The 14,727-nt window shown below is 66.5% G+C and carries 13 protein-coding genes and 1 pseudogene; 12 read left to right on the top strand and 2 right to left on the bottom strand.

Translation table 11 applies throughout. The features are described from left to right. The 12 genes and pseudogenes from J5M58_RS14145 to J5M58_RS14200 all read left to right on the top strand — a co-directional run. Positions 1–240 (top strand): annotated as a pseudogene (locus tag J5M58_RS14145) (hypothetical protein); the annotation flags it as partial. Next, a complete protein-coding gene (locus J5M58_RS14150) occupies positions 237–2,102 on the top strand; it encodes a secretin N-terminal domain-containing protein (protein WP_112254031.1) in 1,866 nt (621 codons plus the stop codon). The pseudogene J5M58_RS14145 and the gene J5M58_RS14150, both read left to right, overlap by 4 nt. Beyond that, on the top strand, positions 2,099–2,578 hold the full coding sequence (locus J5M58_RS14155) for a type II secretion system protein (protein ID WP_015270589.1): 480 nt from the start codon (positions 2,099–2,101) through the stop codon (positions 2,576–2,578). The genes J5M58_RS14150 and J5M58_RS14155 overlap by 4 nt, the downstream gene beginning before the upstream one ends. Before the next feature lie 5 nt (positions 2,579–2,583). Next, positions 2,584–2,958 carry a type II secretion system protein gene (locus J5M58_RS14160; RefSeq protein WP_013972857.1) on the top strand — a complete coding sequence of 125 codons (375 nt, stop codon included), beginning with the start codon at positions 2,584–2,586 and terminating at the stop codon, positions 2,956–2,958. Beyond that, a complete protein-coding gene (locus J5M58_RS14165) occupies positions 2,933–3,460 on the top strand; it encodes a type II secretion system protein (protein ID WP_013972856.1) in 528 nt (175 codons plus the stop codon). Before J5M58_RS14160 ends, J5M58_RS14165 begins: the two co-directional genes overlap by 26 nt. Continuing rightward, positions 3,457–3,858 carry a curli production assembly/transport protein CsgE gene (gene csgE, locus J5M58_RS14170; protein ID WP_013972855.1) on the top strand — a complete coding sequence of 134 codons (402 nt, stop codon included), beginning with the start codon at positions 3,457–3,459 and terminating at the stop codon, positions 3,856–3,858. Before J5M58_RS14165 ends, csgE begins: the two co-directional genes overlap by 4 nt. Next, positions 3,855–4,268: a curli assembly protein CsgF gene (locus J5M58_RS14175; protein WP_038409720.1), complete on the top strand. Its 414-nt coding sequence runs from the start codon at positions 3,855–3,857 to the stop codon at positions 4,266–4,268. The genes csgE and J5M58_RS14175 overlap by 4 nt, the downstream gene beginning before the upstream one ends. Before the next feature lie 33 nt (positions 4,269–4,301). Then, the gene (locus J5M58_RS14180) at positions 4,302–5,150 is read left to right on the top strand and encodes a CsgG/HfaB family protein (RefSeq protein ID WP_133972124.1); all 849 of its coding nucleotides are present in this window, start codon (positions 4,302–4,304) and stop codon (positions 5,148–5,150) included. 617 nt (positions 5,151–5,767) lie between these two features. Then, positions 5,768–7,678: a sigma-54-dependent Fis family transcriptional regulator gene (locus J5M58_RS14185; RefSeq protein WP_207878490.1), complete on the top strand. Its 1,911-nt coding sequence runs from the start codon at positions 5,768–5,770 to the stop codon at positions 7,676–7,678. Between the two features lies 1 nt (position 7,679). Then, positions 7,680–9,413, top strand: coding sequence for an ABC transporter ATP-binding protein (locus J5M58_RS14190; protein WP_207878492.1), 1,734 nt, complete (start codon positions 7,680–7,682; stop codon positions 9,411–9,413). Next, on the top strand, positions 9,403–10,080 hold the full coding sequence (locus J5M58_RS14195) for a hypothetical protein (protein WP_061552597.1): 678 nt from the start codon (positions 9,403–9,405) through the stop codon (positions 10,078–10,080). Before J5M58_RS14190 ends, J5M58_RS14195 begins: the two co-directional genes overlap by 11 nt. After that, the gene (locus J5M58_RS14200; protein ID WP_112252512.1) at positions 10,073–11,365 is read left to right on the top strand and encodes an NAD(P)/FAD-dependent oxidoreductase; all 1,293 of its coding nucleotides are present in this window, start codon (positions 10,073–10,075) and stop codon (positions 11,363–11,365) included. Before J5M58_RS14195 ends, J5M58_RS14200 begins: the two co-directional genes overlap by 8 nt. Before the next feature lie 137 nt (positions 11,366–11,502). On the opposite strand, the gene J5M58_RS14205 is transcribed toward J5M58_RS14200, so the two are convergent. Then, complete coding sequence (locus J5M58_RS14205; protein ID WP_112252511.1) at positions 11,503–12,816, bottom strand: hypothetical protein; 1,314 nt, start codon at positions 12,814–12,816, stop codon at positions 11,503–11,505. A gap of 152 nt (positions 12,817–12,968) precedes the next feature. Beyond that, positions 12,969–14,462: an aldehyde dehydrogenase gene (locus J5M58_RS14210; protein ID WP_112252509.1), complete on the bottom strand. Its 1,494-nt coding sequence runs from the start codon at positions 14,460–14,462 to the stop codon at positions 12,969–12,971. Positions 14,463–14,727: the final 265 nt, after the last annotated feature.

Here is a 14,727-nt window from a genome sequence, read left to right on the forward strand (position 1 = left end):
GCCCCGGTCGCCCCCTCAGCCCCGACCGCCCCGGCCCTGCCATTCCAGTTCATTGGCCGCATGGGCGAGCGCGACGACCTGCAGATCTTCCTGCAGAGCGGCGAAAAACTCTACGTCGTGCGCCAGGGCGACGTGATCGAAGACACCTACCGCCTCGAGCGGGTATCGGCCAGCGAACTGCACCTGGTCTACCTGCCTTTGCATCAGTCGCAGACTTTGTCTGTAGGGAGCGCACCATGAAGTCGTCAAAGCTGTGCAAACCGGCTCCGTTCCTGCTTGTGGCGCTGTGCGTGGCCATTGCCGGATGCGGCTCCAGCGCGGTACGCAAGGACAGCGAACAGTTGATGAAGGAGGGCCAGTACGAAGCCGGCATTGCCAGCCTGGAGGAAGCCCTGCGCGAGGACCCGCGTGACACCGAGCTGAACATCGCCCTGGCCCACAGCCGCCAGGCCGCGGTCGAGGCGCTGCTGACCCAGGCCGACGCCGACCGCATACGCCATGACTTCGCCGGCGCCCGCATGGGCTATGGCCGGGTGCTGACCCTGGAGCCGAACAACCGCCGCGCCCAGGAAGGCATTCGCCAGCTGGAGCTGATCCGCACCCTCGACGAGCGCGTGGCACTGGGCCAGGCAGCGCTGCGCCAGGGTGATTTGTTCGGTGCCGAGCGCTACATGCGCGAAGTGCTGCGCCTGGACCCGCAGAACCAGAAGGGCATTGCCCTGCGCAGCGACATCGAGAACGTCCAGGCGCGCACCGCGCAACCGTTCCCGCAGCTGCGCAGCAAACTGGAGCGACCGGTGACCCTGGAGTTTCGCGATGCCAACCTCAAGACCATCTTCGAGGTGCTGTCCCAGGTCGCCGGCATCAACTTCATCTTCGACAAGGACATGCGCCCGGACATGAAGGCCACCATCTTCGTGCGCGAGTTGCGTATCGAGGACGCCGTGGCGCTGCTGCTGGAACAGAACCAGCTGCGGCAGAAGATCGTCAATGAAAACACCCTGATGATCTACCCCGACTCGCCGCAGAAGACCAAGGACTACCAGGAACTGGTCATGCGTACCTTCTACCTGACCAGCATCGACTCCAACACCGCGCTGAACATGGTCAAGACCATGCTCAAGACCCGCGACGTGTTCGTCGACGAACGCCTCAACACCCTGACCATGCGCGACACCCCCGATGCCGTGCGCATGGCCGAGAAGCTGCTGCAGTCGCAGGACCAGTCCAACCCCGAGGTGGTGCTGGAAGTGGAGGTGATGGAAGTGGCCACTTCGCGCATCCTCGACCTCGGCCTGCAATGGCCCAACACCTTCGGCGTGCTGAGCTCCGACGGCCAGCCGGTAAGCGTGCTCGACCAGCTCAAGGGCATCGACTCCAGCCGCATCAGCATCGCGCCGGCACCGCAGGCCAAGATCAACGCCCAGGACAAGGACATCAATACCCTGGCCAGCCCGGTGATCCGCGTCAGCAACCGCGAGCAGGCGCGCATCCACATCGGCCAGCGGGTACCGATCATCAGCGCCACTTCGGTGCCGTCCACCCAGGGCCCGGTGATCACCGAAAGCGTCACCTACCTGGACGTGGGCCTGAAGCTTGAGGTGCAGCCCACCGTGCACCTGAACAACGAAGTGGCGATCAAGGTAGCCCTGGAGGTGAGCAACGCCACCCCGCTGGAAGCCACCCGCCAGGGCACCATTCCGGTCCAGGTCGACACCCGCAACGCCCAGACCACCCTGCGCCTGCACGATGGCGAAACCCAGGTGCTGGCCGGCCTGGTGCGCAACGACCATAACGCCAGCGGCAACAAGATCCCTGGCCTTGGCGACATCCCTGGCCTGGGCCGGCTGTTCGGCAGCAACAAGGACGACATGAGCAAGTCGGAGCTGGTGCTGGCGATCACCCCGCGCATCGTGCGCAACCTGCCGTACCAGAGCCCGTCGGACATGGAGTTCGCCACCGGCACCGAGTCGGCCATGCAGGTGCGGCAGATGGCGCCGTTGCCGCCGGCGGATGTGCCTGGCAATGCCCCGGCCACCGATGCCCCGGTGGTGGAAAGCCAGATGGCGATCGCCCCGGCCAAAGGGAGCCCGCGGCCATGATCGCGCAGCGCCGCATGCAGGGCTTCAGCCTGATCGAGGTGGTGCTGACCCTGGCACTGCTCGGGCTGCTTGCCAGCATGGCCGCGCCGCTGACCGAAACCGTGGTGCGCCGCGGCAAGGAACAGCAACTGCGCGAGGCGCTGTACCAGATCCGCGACGCCATCGACGCCTACAAGCGGGCGTTTGATGCCGGCTACATCGAGAAGCGCCTGGACGCCAGTGGCTACCCGCCGAACCTGCAGGTGCTGGTCGACGGGGTGCGCGATGTGCGCAGCGCCAAGGGCGCCAAGTTCTACTTCCTGCGGCGCATCCCGCACGACCCGCTGGTGGCCGCCAAGGGGGAGGACGAAGGCGGGTGGGGGCTGCGCGCCTATGACAGCAGCCCCGACAACCCGCGCGAAGGCGAAGACGTGTTCGACGTGTATTCCAAGGCCCGCGGCAAAGGCCTGAACAACATCCCCTACGGGCAATGGTGACAGCCATGAAACGCAGCAAAGGCTTCACCCTGATCGAACTGCTGGTGGTGCTGGCGATCATCGCCACGCTGATGACCATAGCCATGCCGCGCTACTTCAACAGCCTGGAAAGCTCCCGCGAAGCCACCCTGCGCCAGAGCCTGGCGGTGCTGCGCGAGGCGCTGGACCACTACTACGGCGACACCGGTCACTACCCGGACTCGCTGGAGCAACTGGTGGAACAGCGTTACCTGCGCAACACCCCGGTGGACCCGATCACCGAGCGCAGCGATGCCTGGCAGCTGGTGCCACCGCCCGAAGGCGTGGCCGGCGGCGTGGCCGATATCAAGAGCGGTGCCACAGGGAGGGCGCGCGATGGCAGCCTGTTCGCGGAATGGTAAGGCCGACGCCGGCTTCACCTACCTGGGCGTACTGCTGCTGATTGCGGTCAGCAGCGTGGCCCTGGCCGCCACCGGCACGCTCTGGGCCAGTGCTGCCCAGCGTGACCGCGAACGCCAGCTGTTGTGGGTAGGCAGCCAGTATGCCCAGGCCCTGCGCAGCTACTACCGCGCCTCGCCGGGGTTGGCCCAGTACCCGCAGGAACTGGCCGACCTGCTGCAGGACAACCGCTTCCCGCAGGCCAGGCGGCACATTCGCCGGCTGTACCCCGACCCCATCACCAACAGCGACGATTGGGGCCTGCTGCGCTCGATCGATGGCCGCATCACCGGCGTGCACAGCCGCTCGGACGCCACCCCGTTCAAGCGCAGTGGTTTCAGCGCCGAATGGAGCGGTTTCGACGGGCTGGAACACTACAGCGACTGGCAGTTCGTCGCCGAGCAGGCCTTTACCGAAAGTGCCGGTGGCGTGCAGACCCATGCCGGCCCGGGGGACACGCCATGAGCCGCCTGGCCGCGTTGTGCCTGGGCCTGCTGCTGGTGGCAGTGCTGGCCACCTCGGCCAGGGCCGGGGACGAGGACGAGATGCAAGGCTTCATCGTCGACAACACCATCTCGCACATCGGCCACGACTTTTACTACTACTTCGCCGACCGCCTGCGCGCCACCAGCCGGCTGGATTTCAACCTGGTGGTGCGCGAACGCCCGGATGCCCGCTGGGGCAGCCTGGTCACCGTGGAGTTCGAGCGTGAGGTGGTGTACCGCCGCTTCCTGCCGCCGAACACCACCGAGCTCAAGGACGAGGCCGTTGCAGCAGCCGACCTGGTCAAGCAGCAAATCATCCAGCGCAAGTTGCAACGCCTGCTGCAGGACACCACCGATCTGGAGAGGGACGAGCTATGAAGCACCACATACCCCGTTGCATCGCCGCCTGCCTGTTGGCCAGCGCGTGTGCCGCCCAGGCCACCGAGCTGGTGTACACCCCGGTCAACCCGGCCTTTGGCGGCAACCCGCTCAATGGCACCTGGTTGCTGAACAACGCGCAGGCGCAGAACGATCACGACGACCCCGACCTCAAGGACCGCTCCTCGGCCTTTGCCGGCACCACGGCCCTGGAGCGCTTCAGCAACCAGCTGGAGTCGCGGATGTTGTCGCAGTTGCTGGACAACATCAGCAACGGCAACACCGGCAGCATGGCGACCGATGCGTTTCTCATCGACGTCATCGACGATTCCGGGGCCTTGAGTATCAAGGTCACCGATCGCGCCACAGGAGAAATTTCGATCATTGAGGTCAGCGGCCTGAACCCTTGAGGGGGCAAGGCTATTTGTTGGGGAGAGAACACCATGAAACGTCTGCTGAGCACGCTGCTGATCCTCACCGCCCTGGGTCTGCACGGTTGTGGCCTGCGCGAACCGATGCCCGCCGAACAGGACTCGGAAACCCCGACCCTGACCCCCCGGGCCTCGACCTACTACGACCTGATCAACATGCCACGGCCCAAGGGCCGGTTGATGGCGGTGGTGTACGGCTTCCGCGACCAGACCGGGCAGTACAAGCCGACCCCGGCCAGCTCGTTCTCCACCAGCGTCACCCAGGGCGCGGCCAGCATGCTGATGGACGCCCTGAACGCCAGTGGCTGGTTCGTGGTACTGGAGCGTGAAGGCCTGCAGAACCTGCTGACCGAGCGCAAGATCATCCGTGCTTCGCAGAAAAAGCCTGATGTACCGGAAAACATCATGGGCGAGCTGCCGCCGCTGCAGGCCGCCAACCTGATGCTGGAGGGCGGCATCATCGCCTACGACACCAACGTGCGCAGCGGTGGGGAAGGCGCCCGGTACCTGGGTATCGACATCTCCCGCGAGTACCGGGTCGACCAGGTGACCGTGAACCTGCGCGCGGTGGACGTGCGTACCGGGCAGGTGCTGGCCAACGTGATGACCAGCAAGACCATCTACTCGGTCGGCCGCAGCGCCGGGGTGTTCAAGTTCATCGAGTTCAAGAAGCTGCTCGAGGCTGAGGTGGGGTACACCACCAATGAGCCGGCGCAGCTGTGCGTGCTGTCGGCGATAGAAGCGGCGGTGGGACATTTGCTGGCGCAGGGGATTGAACGGCGGCTGTGGCAGGTGGCGGGGGATGCGGGGGAGGGGCAGGCTACGGTGGACAAGTACCTGAGCCAGAATGAGCAGCAGTGATTGGCTTCGATGGCCTCTTCGCGGGTGAACCCGCTCCCACAGGTTCGGCGTCAACTCGAAGCCCGCGCCGTCCCTGTGGGAGCGGGCGCGCCCGCGAAACAGACGACGCGGTGGATGGCACCGGCTTTGCCGGTGTTCGCGGGCATGCCCGCTCCCACAGGTACCGCGTGATCTCAAGTGCGATGCCGTCCCTGTGGGAGCGGGTTTACCCGCGAATGGGCCGGAGCCGAGTGTCTGGCGGGCGCCTGGGCTTTGTTGAAATCAAGCTGCAGCCGTGATTGACCTTGAGGGCCTCTTCGCGGGTGAACCCGCTCCCACAGGTTCAGCGCCAACTCAAAGCCCGCGCCGTCCCTGTGGGAGCGGGCGCGCCCGCGAAGCAGACGACGCGGTGGATGGCACCGGCTTTGCCGGTGTTCGCGGGCATGCCCGCTCCCACAAAGCTCGCGCAAGCTTTCAAACCTTGGGCAAGGCGGTGCTCCTGCGTGTCCCTTTACGTAAACGTCACCATATGCCACCTTCTACCGCAGCCTGATGACGGCCAGGGATTTCTCCCGCACACTGCGGAAAATTCCCAAGCCCGTTCCCCGCCATCTTGCGGGGCACAGCCGGAGTAGAAAATGGCGCGACAACTAATAACAAACGCCCACGACCCGCTGCACGAATCCCGCCAGGCCCGCCTCAAGCTGGCCAGTGAAGGCGAGCTGCCGCTGGGCATGCTGCGCGACGAGATCGACGCCTCCTGGCGCCGCAGCCTGGGCCATGGCCTGGACTGCCTGCAGGGCGAACAAGTCGGCCTGGGCCTGGAACAGGGCCACGACCTGCGCATGCTGCTGGAGCGCAACCGGCTCTTGGTCGACGCCGTTACCCCGGAACTGGACTACCTGGTCGCGCGCCAGGGCAAGGCCGGCATCGTCATCCTCGGCGATGCCCAGGCCAACGTGCTGGCCATCGAAGGGCAGAAGCACGTGCTGCAACGCGAAGGCCTGCGCGACCTGCACCCAGGCAGTTGCTGGAGCGAGTCATTGCGTGGCACCAACGCCATCGGAACGGCAGTGGTGGATGGCCGGCCGACCTTGATCAACTGCGGCGAACATTACCTCGACCGCCTCAGCCCGTTCTCCTGCACTTCGGTACCCCTGCGCGACCCGCGCGGCGAGGTGATCGGCGTGCTCGACATCACCCGTGAAGGGGTGATGGCGCAACCACAGGACAGCCTGTCGACGCTGATGCTGGCGGCCGGCAACATCGAAAGCCGCATGTTCGGCCTGTGCCACCCGGAGCAATTGGTGCTGGCTTTCCACAGCCGCCCGCAATACCTAAACAGCGCCTGGCATGGCCTGCTGGCGCTGAGCCTGGACGGTGAAGTGCTGGCTGCCAACGACAGTGCCTGCCAGCTGTTGCAGGTCCCCCGCCATGAACTGTTGGGCCGGCGCAGCAGCGACTTGCTGGGCGAACGTTCGCCGGCCTTCATAGCCCGCCTGTGGCAGGGCGGGGTGAGCAGTGTGCAGACCGCCAAGGGCGAGTTCTACTTCCGCGCCTTGCAGCTGCCACGCCATGGCCGGGTCAATGGCAGCACGCCGGTCAGTAAGCCGACGCTGAGCAAGCAGTCGCCTGCACTCGATGCGCTGGCCGGGGGCGACCCGCGCCTGGCGCGCAATCTGCGTATGGCCCGCCAGGGGCTGGGTAATGGCTTGCCGGTATTGCTGCTGGGTGAGACCGGTACCGGCAAGGAAGTGGTCGCCCGGGCCCTGCACCAGGCCAGCCCGCGTGCTGAAAAACCGTTTGTGGCGGTCAACTGCGCGGCCATCCCTGAAGGGCTGATCGAGTCCGAGCTGTTCGGCTACCGCGAGGGCGCTTTCACCGGTTCACGCCGGGGCGGCATGGTCGGCCGGCTGATGCAGGCCCACGGCGGCACGCTGTTCCTCGATGAAATCGGCGACATGCCGCTGGCCTTGCAGGCGCGCCTGTTGCGGGTATTGCAGGAGCGCCGCGTAGCGCCATTGGGCGCAGGCGAAGAGCAGGAGATCGACGTGGCATTGATCTGTGCCACGCACCGCGACCTCAAGCGCCTGGTACACGAACAGCATTTCCGTGAAGACCTGTACTACCGAGTCAACGGCGTGTCGCTGCGTCTGCCGGCGCTGCGCGAGCGCGATGACCTGGCGGCGATCATCCAGGGCCTGCTGGACAAGTCCGATGCCCGGGGCGTGACCTTGGACCCGGCCCTGACCGCGTTGCTCGAAGGCTTCGACTGGCCGGGCAACATCCGCCAGCTGGAAATGGTGGTACGCACTGCGCTGGCCATGCGCGAGGATGGCGAGCAGGTGCTGACCCTCGACCACCTCACCGACTGCCTGCTGGACGAACTGGCCAGCGGCACCGCGCCTTCCGGCAGCCTCAAGGACAACGAGCTGGAGCTGATCCGTGGCGCCTTGGCGCGCCATCAGGGCAACGTGTCCGCGGCAGCCGAGGCGCTGGGTATCAGCCGGGCCACGCTGTACCGCAAGCTCAAACAGTTGCGCGGCTGACGTGGGCGGCCTGTTCGCCCGGCTGGTGGAGTCCAGCGACCCTGTACTCATGCGCCAGGCGTTGGCCTGGCTGTATGGTTTCGTGCGCCCCCATCGACGCGCCATCGGCCTGTTGCTCGGCTTGTCGCTGGGCGCCTCGTTGCTGGTGCTGGCGCAACCCTGGCTGGTCAAGACGCTGATCGACGAGGGGCTGCTGGCCAAGGATTACCAGACCCTCTGGCACATGGCGGCGATCATGATCGGCGCAGGCCTGCTGGGCACGGTGCTGGCCGGGGTCAACCGCTACCTGCACACGCGCCTGTCGGGGCGCATCCTGTTCGCCCTGCGCGATGACCTTTACCGCCACCTGCAACAATTGTCGCCAACGTTCTACGGGCGGCGGCGCATCGGCGACATTCTTTCGCGGCTGGATGGCGATGTGGCGGAAATCCAGCGCTTTGCCGTGGATTCGCTGTTTTCGGCGGTGTCGGCAGTGATCGGCCTGGTGGGCGCGGTGGTGTTGATGCTGATGCTGTCGTGGCAACTGTCGCTGCTGCTGGCGCTGTTGGTACCGATCGAAGTGCTGTGGCTGCGCTGGATGCGGCGCAAGGTGGAGCGGGAAGTACGCAACCTGCGCGAACGCTCGGCAGATGTGTCGTCATTCCTGGTCGAAACCCTGCCGGCGATGAAGTTCATCCAGGCCGCCGGCCAGCAAGGCCGCGAGGCGGGGCGCCTGGACCAGCTGGGCCAGGGCTACATGCGCCAGCTGCTCAAGGTGCAGGTGACCGAATTCTTCACCCAGGCCATCCCCGGCACGCTGACCTCCTGGTGCCGCGCTTGCGCGTTCCTGGTCGGCGGTTGGTGGGTAATCCAGGGCACTTGGCAACTAGGTGCGCTGATCGCCTTTTCCACCTACATGGGCATGGCAGTAGGGCCGGTGCAGAGCCTGCTGGGCTTGTACGTGGCGGTACAGCGCATGGCGGTGAGCCTGGGGCGGGTGATGGAACTGAAGCAGGAGGCCGTGGCCGTGCGCCCGGCAGCCAACCCGCAGCCGGTGCCCGACGGCCCGGGCGAATTGCGTCTCGAGGGGGTGAGTTTTGCCCATGAAGGGCGCCAGGGCGCGGTGCTGAACGACGTGCAGGTGTGCGTGCCGGGTGGCCTGAAGGTGGCCATCAGCGGTGCCTCGGGAGTGGGCAAGTCGACCCTGATCGATCTGCTGCAGCGCTTCTACGACCCGGACGCTGGGCGCATCCTGCTGGACGGCATCGACCTGCGCGAACTGGACCTGGCCGCGCTGCGCCGGCGCATTGCGGTGGTCAGCCAGGATATCGTGCTGTTCCGCGGCACCCTGGCACAGAACCTGGCCTACGGCGTGCCCGAGGCCAGCCGTGAGGAGCTGGAACGGGTGGTGCGCCTGGCGCGGCTGGACAGCCTGGTCGACAGCCTGCCGCTGGGCCTGGACGGCCTGCTGGGTGAGCGTGGCCAGCAGTTGTCCGGTGGGCAGAAACAACGCATTGCCATCGCCCGCGCGGTGCTGCAGGCGCCGGCGATCCTGGTGCTGGACGAGGCCACCTCGGCGGTGGACGAAGCCACCGAGCGCGAAGTGATCGCGGCCATCGACCAGCTGTTCGCCGGCCGCACGCGCATCCTGATCAGCCATCGCGCTTCGACCCTGGCCGATGCCGACCTGCACCTGCAGTTGCACGCTGGCCAGTTGCAGGTGCTGCCCGAGGAGGTGATCAGGCATGGGCACTGACGTGCGTGTTGGCGTGATCGACAGTGGTTGCACGCCGGAGCAGGCCAGCGCCTTGCTGGGCGCGCGCCGTTTCTGGCTGGAGGACGGCCAATTGCGCGAAGGTGACATGCTGCCCGACCAGCTTGGGCACGGTAGCGCGGTGCTCGCCGGCTTGCAGCGGGAGGCCGGGCCGGTGCCCGTGCTGCTGGCCCAGGTTTTCGGCGCCCAGGCCAGCACCAGTGCCTTGCAGGTGGCGGCCGCGCTGCTGTGGCTGGTGGAGGCGGGGGTCACGCTGGTCAACCTCAGCCTTGGCCTGCAGCAGGACCGGCCTGTGCTGCACCAGGCCTGTGCCGAGGCTTTGGCTGCGGGTGTGCTGTTGTGCGCCTCCAGCCCGGCCCAGGGCGGGCCAGTGTATCCGGCCAGCTACCCCGGGGTGATACGGGTCACAGGCGACGCCCGCTGTGCGCCTGGCCAGTGGTCCTGGCTGGGTACCCGGCAGGCGGACTTTGGTGGTTATGTGGGGGCGGGCGGCAGGGCGGGCGCGAGCCTGGGCTGTGCGGCCCTGAGTGGCAGGATCGCTGCGTTGCTGCGTGACGAGCCGGGCATGGGCCAGCAGCAGGTTCATGACTGGTTGCGCCACCACGCGGCGTTTACCGGCCCCGAGCGACGAGGTGTCGGCCATGGCTGAACCGCGCATTGTGGTGTTGGGGGCAGGCCCTGCGGGTGCGGCCACGGCCATTGGCCTGCGGCGGCTGGGTTATGCGGTGACGGTGGTGTCCGAGTGGCGCCGGTTCGCGGCGGTCGAAGGGGTTTCGCAGCGGGTGCTGGACGGGCTGCGCCATGCCGGCCTTGGCGGGGCGTTGCGCCAGGCGGCGATGCCGGCGACTCGGCAAGTGCACTGGAACGGCCAGCAACTGCACCTGAACCAAGAGTTTCTGCTGGATCGGCAAAGGTTTGACCGGGCGCTGCGCGACGACCTTCAGTGCGCGGGTGTGAGCGTGGTCGAGGGACGGGTGCGTGAGGTGGTTCGCGAAGTCGGTCATGGTATTCGCCTGGACGACGGGCAGATACTGCAGGCCGATTTCCTGGTCGAAGCCCGAGGCCGCCAAGCCCCGTTGGCCGCCGACCGCCTGCGCGGGCCGGAGACGGTCAGCTTGCTGAATGCCTGGCAGGCCGCCCCCGGGGGGCCCGCGTCGGCGGTGGAGAGCCTGGCGGATGGCTGGGCGTGGATGGCGCGCCTGGAAGACGGCCGCTGCTACTGGCAAGTCACCTTGGACGCGGCCGGGCTGCCGGGCAAGGCCGGCTTGGCGGATTACTGTGCGGCGCGGCGAGCCGGCAGCGTGCTGGTGGCCGAGCTGTTCGATGCCAGGGCCTTGGCGCCGGCAGAGGTGCATGCGCGCAGCAGCACCGCGATTCTGGCCGGTGAGTGCGTCGGGCAGGACTGGATACGCGTGGGCGATGCTGCGATGGCCGTTGACCCACTATCGGGTAACGGGATCTTCCAGTCGTTGTCTTCGGCGCTGCAGGCACCGGTGGTGATCAATACCTTGCTGCGCAGGCCCGAGCGGGCCGGGTTGGCGCGGCAGTTTCACCAGCAGCGGATCGAACAGCTGTTTTTGCGTTTTGCCCGGATCGGGCGGGATTTTTATGGGCAAGAACAGGGGCGGGTGGGGCAGCCGTTCTGGGCGCGGCGGCAGGGTTGGCCGGACATGCAGGCATTGCACGTGGCGGCGGACTGGAGCGCGGTGAAGGTCGAGCGGCGACCGGTGTTGCGTGACGGGCTGGTGGATGAGGCCGAGGTGGTGGTGACGGCGGATCAGCCGTTGGGGGTGTGGCATTTGCAGGGGGTGGAGCTGGCGCCGGTGGTGCGGGCGCTGCGTAGCGGCCGACCTCTCGAGGCAGTGTTGTCAGGCCTGCCAGGGGAGCAGCAGATGATGGTGCGGCGGTGGTTGTTGGAGCAGGGCTTGGTTTGAGATTGCCGGGGCCGCTTTGCGGCCTTTCGCGACACAAGGCCGCTCCCACAGGTCTGCACAAACCTTGATGGGAGCGCTGTACCTGTGGGAGCGGCCTTGTGTCGCGATGGGCTGCGCAGCAGCCCCAGGATTTCGAATCAGAAGAAAGTCCCGACGATCAGCTGCATATAGGTGCCGGTATCCCGCCCACCCAGCTGCGTCCCACCATTGGCTGCGCTGCGTTCCGGTTTGTAGAACCCTACCAGCGGGCTGATCAGCAGGTGGTCGTTGACCATCCATTCCACATACAGGTCCAGCTCCCGCCCGCCCAGGTTGCCCTGGTCGGTGTCCAGCGTATCGAAGTCGAAGTACAGCGCGCCGACGGTCAGGTTGTCCCGTGGCTTGCCCTTCAGTGCCACGTGGTGCACCTGGCTGTTGCTGTTGAACGGCCCGGCATAGTTGGCTGCCACTTCACCCTGGAACCAGGTGCCATAGCCACGGCTCAGGCCATAGAACAGCGGGTCGAAGTCTTCGGAAAAGCGGCTGTAGCGGTAGGTAGCGGTGGGTGACCAGGGCAGTTCGGAGAAGGTCCAGTTGCCTTCCAGGTACCAGGCGTTCTCCCGCCCGCCGGTTTTGTCCTGGGTCACGTACTCGGCGGCCAGCTCCAGGTCTTTCACCCCCAGGTTGCCACGCCCGCGCAGGCTGGCGGTGTCCATGCCGTCGCGATGTTCCAGGCCCATGATCTGCGCGTAGCGGTGGTCCACGTCGAGGCCGCGGATCCAGCTCAGGCCGACGGTGCCGGCGTCGGCGACGTGCTCCAGGTTGGCCACCGCCAGTGAGGTGTCGGCCTGGTAGTGGTTGTCGGACTTCAGCCACATCAGGTCGCTGCGCCAGCCTTGCTTGCCGCCAAGGCGCAGCACGGCGGTGCGGTCGAAGGCCTTGCGTGCGGCCAGGTAGTAGGCGCCGCCGCGGTCGAAGTTGGCGCCCAGGTCGACCTTGCCCAGGTTCACCGGGTCGCCCTGGATCAGGAAGCCGTCGCCCAGGGTCACCACCTGGCGGCCGCCGGAAATGTCCACGCCGTCTTCGCCCAGCGCCGGGAACAGGTTGGCCGAGCGCCAGCCCAGGTACAGGTCTTCGATGGCGGTGCGGCGCTCGTCACCCAGGGTCAGGCCGGCGGCATCGCCGTCGCCCCAGGTGGCGGAACTGAGCAGGTTGAAGGCGCCGTAGAGCGCACCGCTGTCGGCCAGGGCCTGGCTGCCGCTGAGGCCATACTTGACGTAGCCTTCCTGCCAGGCGGTACTGCCGGGCTTGCGGTTGCCGGCCAGGTTGAAGCTTTCGTCGCTGTGGAAGGCGCCGAACAGGGCTTCGAGGTCGGCGTTGAGGGTGGTGCCGTCGTGGTTGTACAGCTCGTAGGCCTGGGTGATGGGGGCGGCGAACAGCAGGGCCAATGTGCAGGCGAGTTTGTGCCTCATGGTGTGCTCCATGTTTTTGTTGTTGTTCTCGGGTTGCCTGTGCCGGCCTCTTCGCGGGTGAACCCGCTCCCACAAGGACCCCACAGTGTTCAGGCCTGTGATGATCCTGTAGGAGCGGGTTTACCCGCGAAAGGGCCGGTACAGGAAAATGATCAGAGCTTGATCAACACCGATTTCAGCTCGGTGTAGTGCTCAATGGCAGCCGCCCCCATCTCACGGCCGACGCCGGACATCTTGTAGCCGCCAAACGGCAAGGCAGGGTCGAGGGCGCTGTGGCAGTTGACCCACACCGACCCCGACTTGATGCGCGGGATCATCCGGTGCACGGCGGCCAGGTCGTTGGACCAGATGCTCGCACCCAGGCCATAGGGGTTGTCGTTGGCCATGCCGACCACTTCGTCGATGTCATCGAATGGCATCGCCACCAGCACCGGCCCGAAGATCTCTTCCTGTACCAGGCGGTGGCGCTGGTCGACATCGACGATCACCGTCGGCTTGACGAAGTAGCCAGGCCCGAAGCCTTCGCCACCACAGGCGATGGTCGCGCCCAGCTCGCGGCCAAGCTCGATGTAGCCGGTGACGCGGTCCTGCTGCTTGGCCGAGATCAGCGGGCCCATCTGCACCGCAGGGTCCAGGCCGCTGCCCAGCTTCATGCCGTTGGCGATGCCGGCGATGTCGGCCACCACGTTGTCGAAGTGCTTGCGGTGCACGTACAGGCGGGACCCGGCGCAGCACACCTGGCCCTGGTTGAAGAAGATCGCCGTGGCGGCGCCGGCGGCGGCTTCCTGCAGGTTGGCGTCGGGCATGACGATGGTCGGCGACTTGCCGCCGAGTTCCAAGGTGACGCGGGTCATGTTGTCCATGGCCGCCTTGCCGATCAGCTTGCCAACCTCGGTGGAGCCGGTGAAGGTCAGCTTGTCCACGCCGGGGTGGCGGCTGAGTGCGGCGCCGGCGTTCAGGCCGGTGCCGGTGACCACGTTGAACACGCCCGCCGGGTAGCCGGCTTCGTCCACCAGTTCAGCCAGCCTGAGCACGCTCAGCGGTGTTTCGTCTGCGGGCTTGAGCACGACGGTGCAACCGGTAGCCAGGGCCGGGCCGAGCTTCCAGCAGGCCAGCAGCAACGGGAAGTTCCAGGCGACGATGGCGCCGACCACGCCCACTGCCTCGCGCCGCACGAAACCATGGAACTGGTCGTTGGGCATCAACGGCATCGAGGCTTCGACGGTGCTACCCTCGATCTTGGTGGCCCAGCCGGCCATGTAGCGCAGGAAGTCGATGGCCAGTTGCACGTCCATTACCTGGGCAACGGCGGCACTCTTGCCGTTGTTCAGGCATTCCAGTTCGGCCAGCTGTCGGGCATCGCGCTCCATCAGGTCGGCCAGGCGCCACAGCAGGTTCTGCCGTTCGCGCGGGCGCAGACGGCTCCACGGCGAATCATCGAAGGCCTGGCGAGCGGCGCGCACCGCGCGGTCGACATCTTCGGCCTCGGCGGCGGGCACTTCACCCAGTACCTCGCCAGTGGCCGGGTTGCGGAACGACAGGGTGCGACCGCTGGCGGCGTCCTGCCAGTCGGCGCCGATGCGCATCTTCAGCTTGCGTTCGAGAAAGGCGCGGGTGGCGGGCAGGATGGGCAGTTCGGAAAGCATGGGACGGTGCCTCTTGTCATTGGATGTGACGGGTAGAGGCGCAATGGGCGTGCCAAGGTCGGTAGATGGCCGCAAGCCGTTGAACGGGTTGGGTTTTGTCCTGCTGCAAGGTTGAGCTTGCAGGGTTGCGCTGTTGCACATTGAGACGGTGTGAGACGTTGGTGAAACAGTGGGTTCAAGGGCCTCTTCGCGGGTAAACCCGCTCCCACAGATATAGTCTTGCCTGTGAGCTGGCACCGTCCTTGTGGGAGCGGGTTTACCCGCG

The organism is Pseudomonas sp. 32_A (assembly GCF_017490905.1).
Taxonomy (GTDB): domain Bacteria; phylum Pseudomonadota; class Gammaproteobacteria; order Pseudomonadales; family Pseudomonadaceae; genus Aquipseudomonas; species Aquipseudomonas inefficax.

Coding starts and splice junctions, on each gene's coding strand:
- J5M58_RS14165 (WP_013972856.1), top strand. CDS start 2,933: ATGGCAGCCTGTTCGCGGAATGGTAAGGCCGACGCCGGCTTCACCTAC.
- J5M58_RS14150 (WP_112254031.1), top strand. CDS start 237: ATGAAGTCGTCAAAGCTGTGCAAACCGGCTCCGTTCCTGCTTGTGGCG.
- csgE (WP_013972855.1), top strand. CDS start 3,457: ATGAGCCGCCTGGCCGCGTTGTGCCTGGGCCTGCTGCTGGTGGCAGTG.
- J5M58_RS14175 (WP_038409720.1), top strand. CDS start 3,855: ATGAAGCACCACATACCCCGTTGCATCGCCGCCTGCCTGTTGGCCAGC.
- J5M58_RS14180 (WP_133972124.1), top strand. CDS start 4,302: ATGAAACGTCTGCTGAGCACGCTGCTGATCCTCACCGCCCTGGGTCTG.
- J5M58_RS14210 (WP_112252509.1), bottom strand. CDS start 14,462: ATGCTTTCCGAACTGCCCATCCTGCCCGCCACCCGCGCCTTTCTCGAA.
- J5M58_RS14160 (WP_013972857.1), top strand. CDS start 2,584: ATGAAACGCAGCAAAGGCTTCACCCTGATCGAACTGCTGGTGGTGCTG.
- J5M58_RS14200 (WP_112252512.1), top strand. CDS start 10,073: ATGGCTGAACCGCGCATTGTGGTGTTGGGGGCAGGCCCTGCGGGTGCG.
- J5M58_RS14155 (WP_015270589.1), top strand. CDS start 2,099: ATGATCGCGCAGCGCCGCATGCAGGGCTTCAGCCTGATCGAGGTGGTG.
- J5M58_RS14205 (WP_112252511.1), bottom strand. CDS start 12,816: ATGAGGCACAAACTCGCCTGCACATTGGCCCTGCTGTTCGCCGCCCCC.
- J5M58_RS14195 (WP_061552597.1), top strand. CDS start 9,403: ATGGGCACTGACGTGCGTGTTGGCGTGATCGACAGTGGTTGCACGCCG.
- J5M58_RS14185 (WP_207878490.1), top strand. CDS start 5,768: ATGGCGCGACAACTAATAACAAACGCCCACGACCCGCTGCACGAATCC.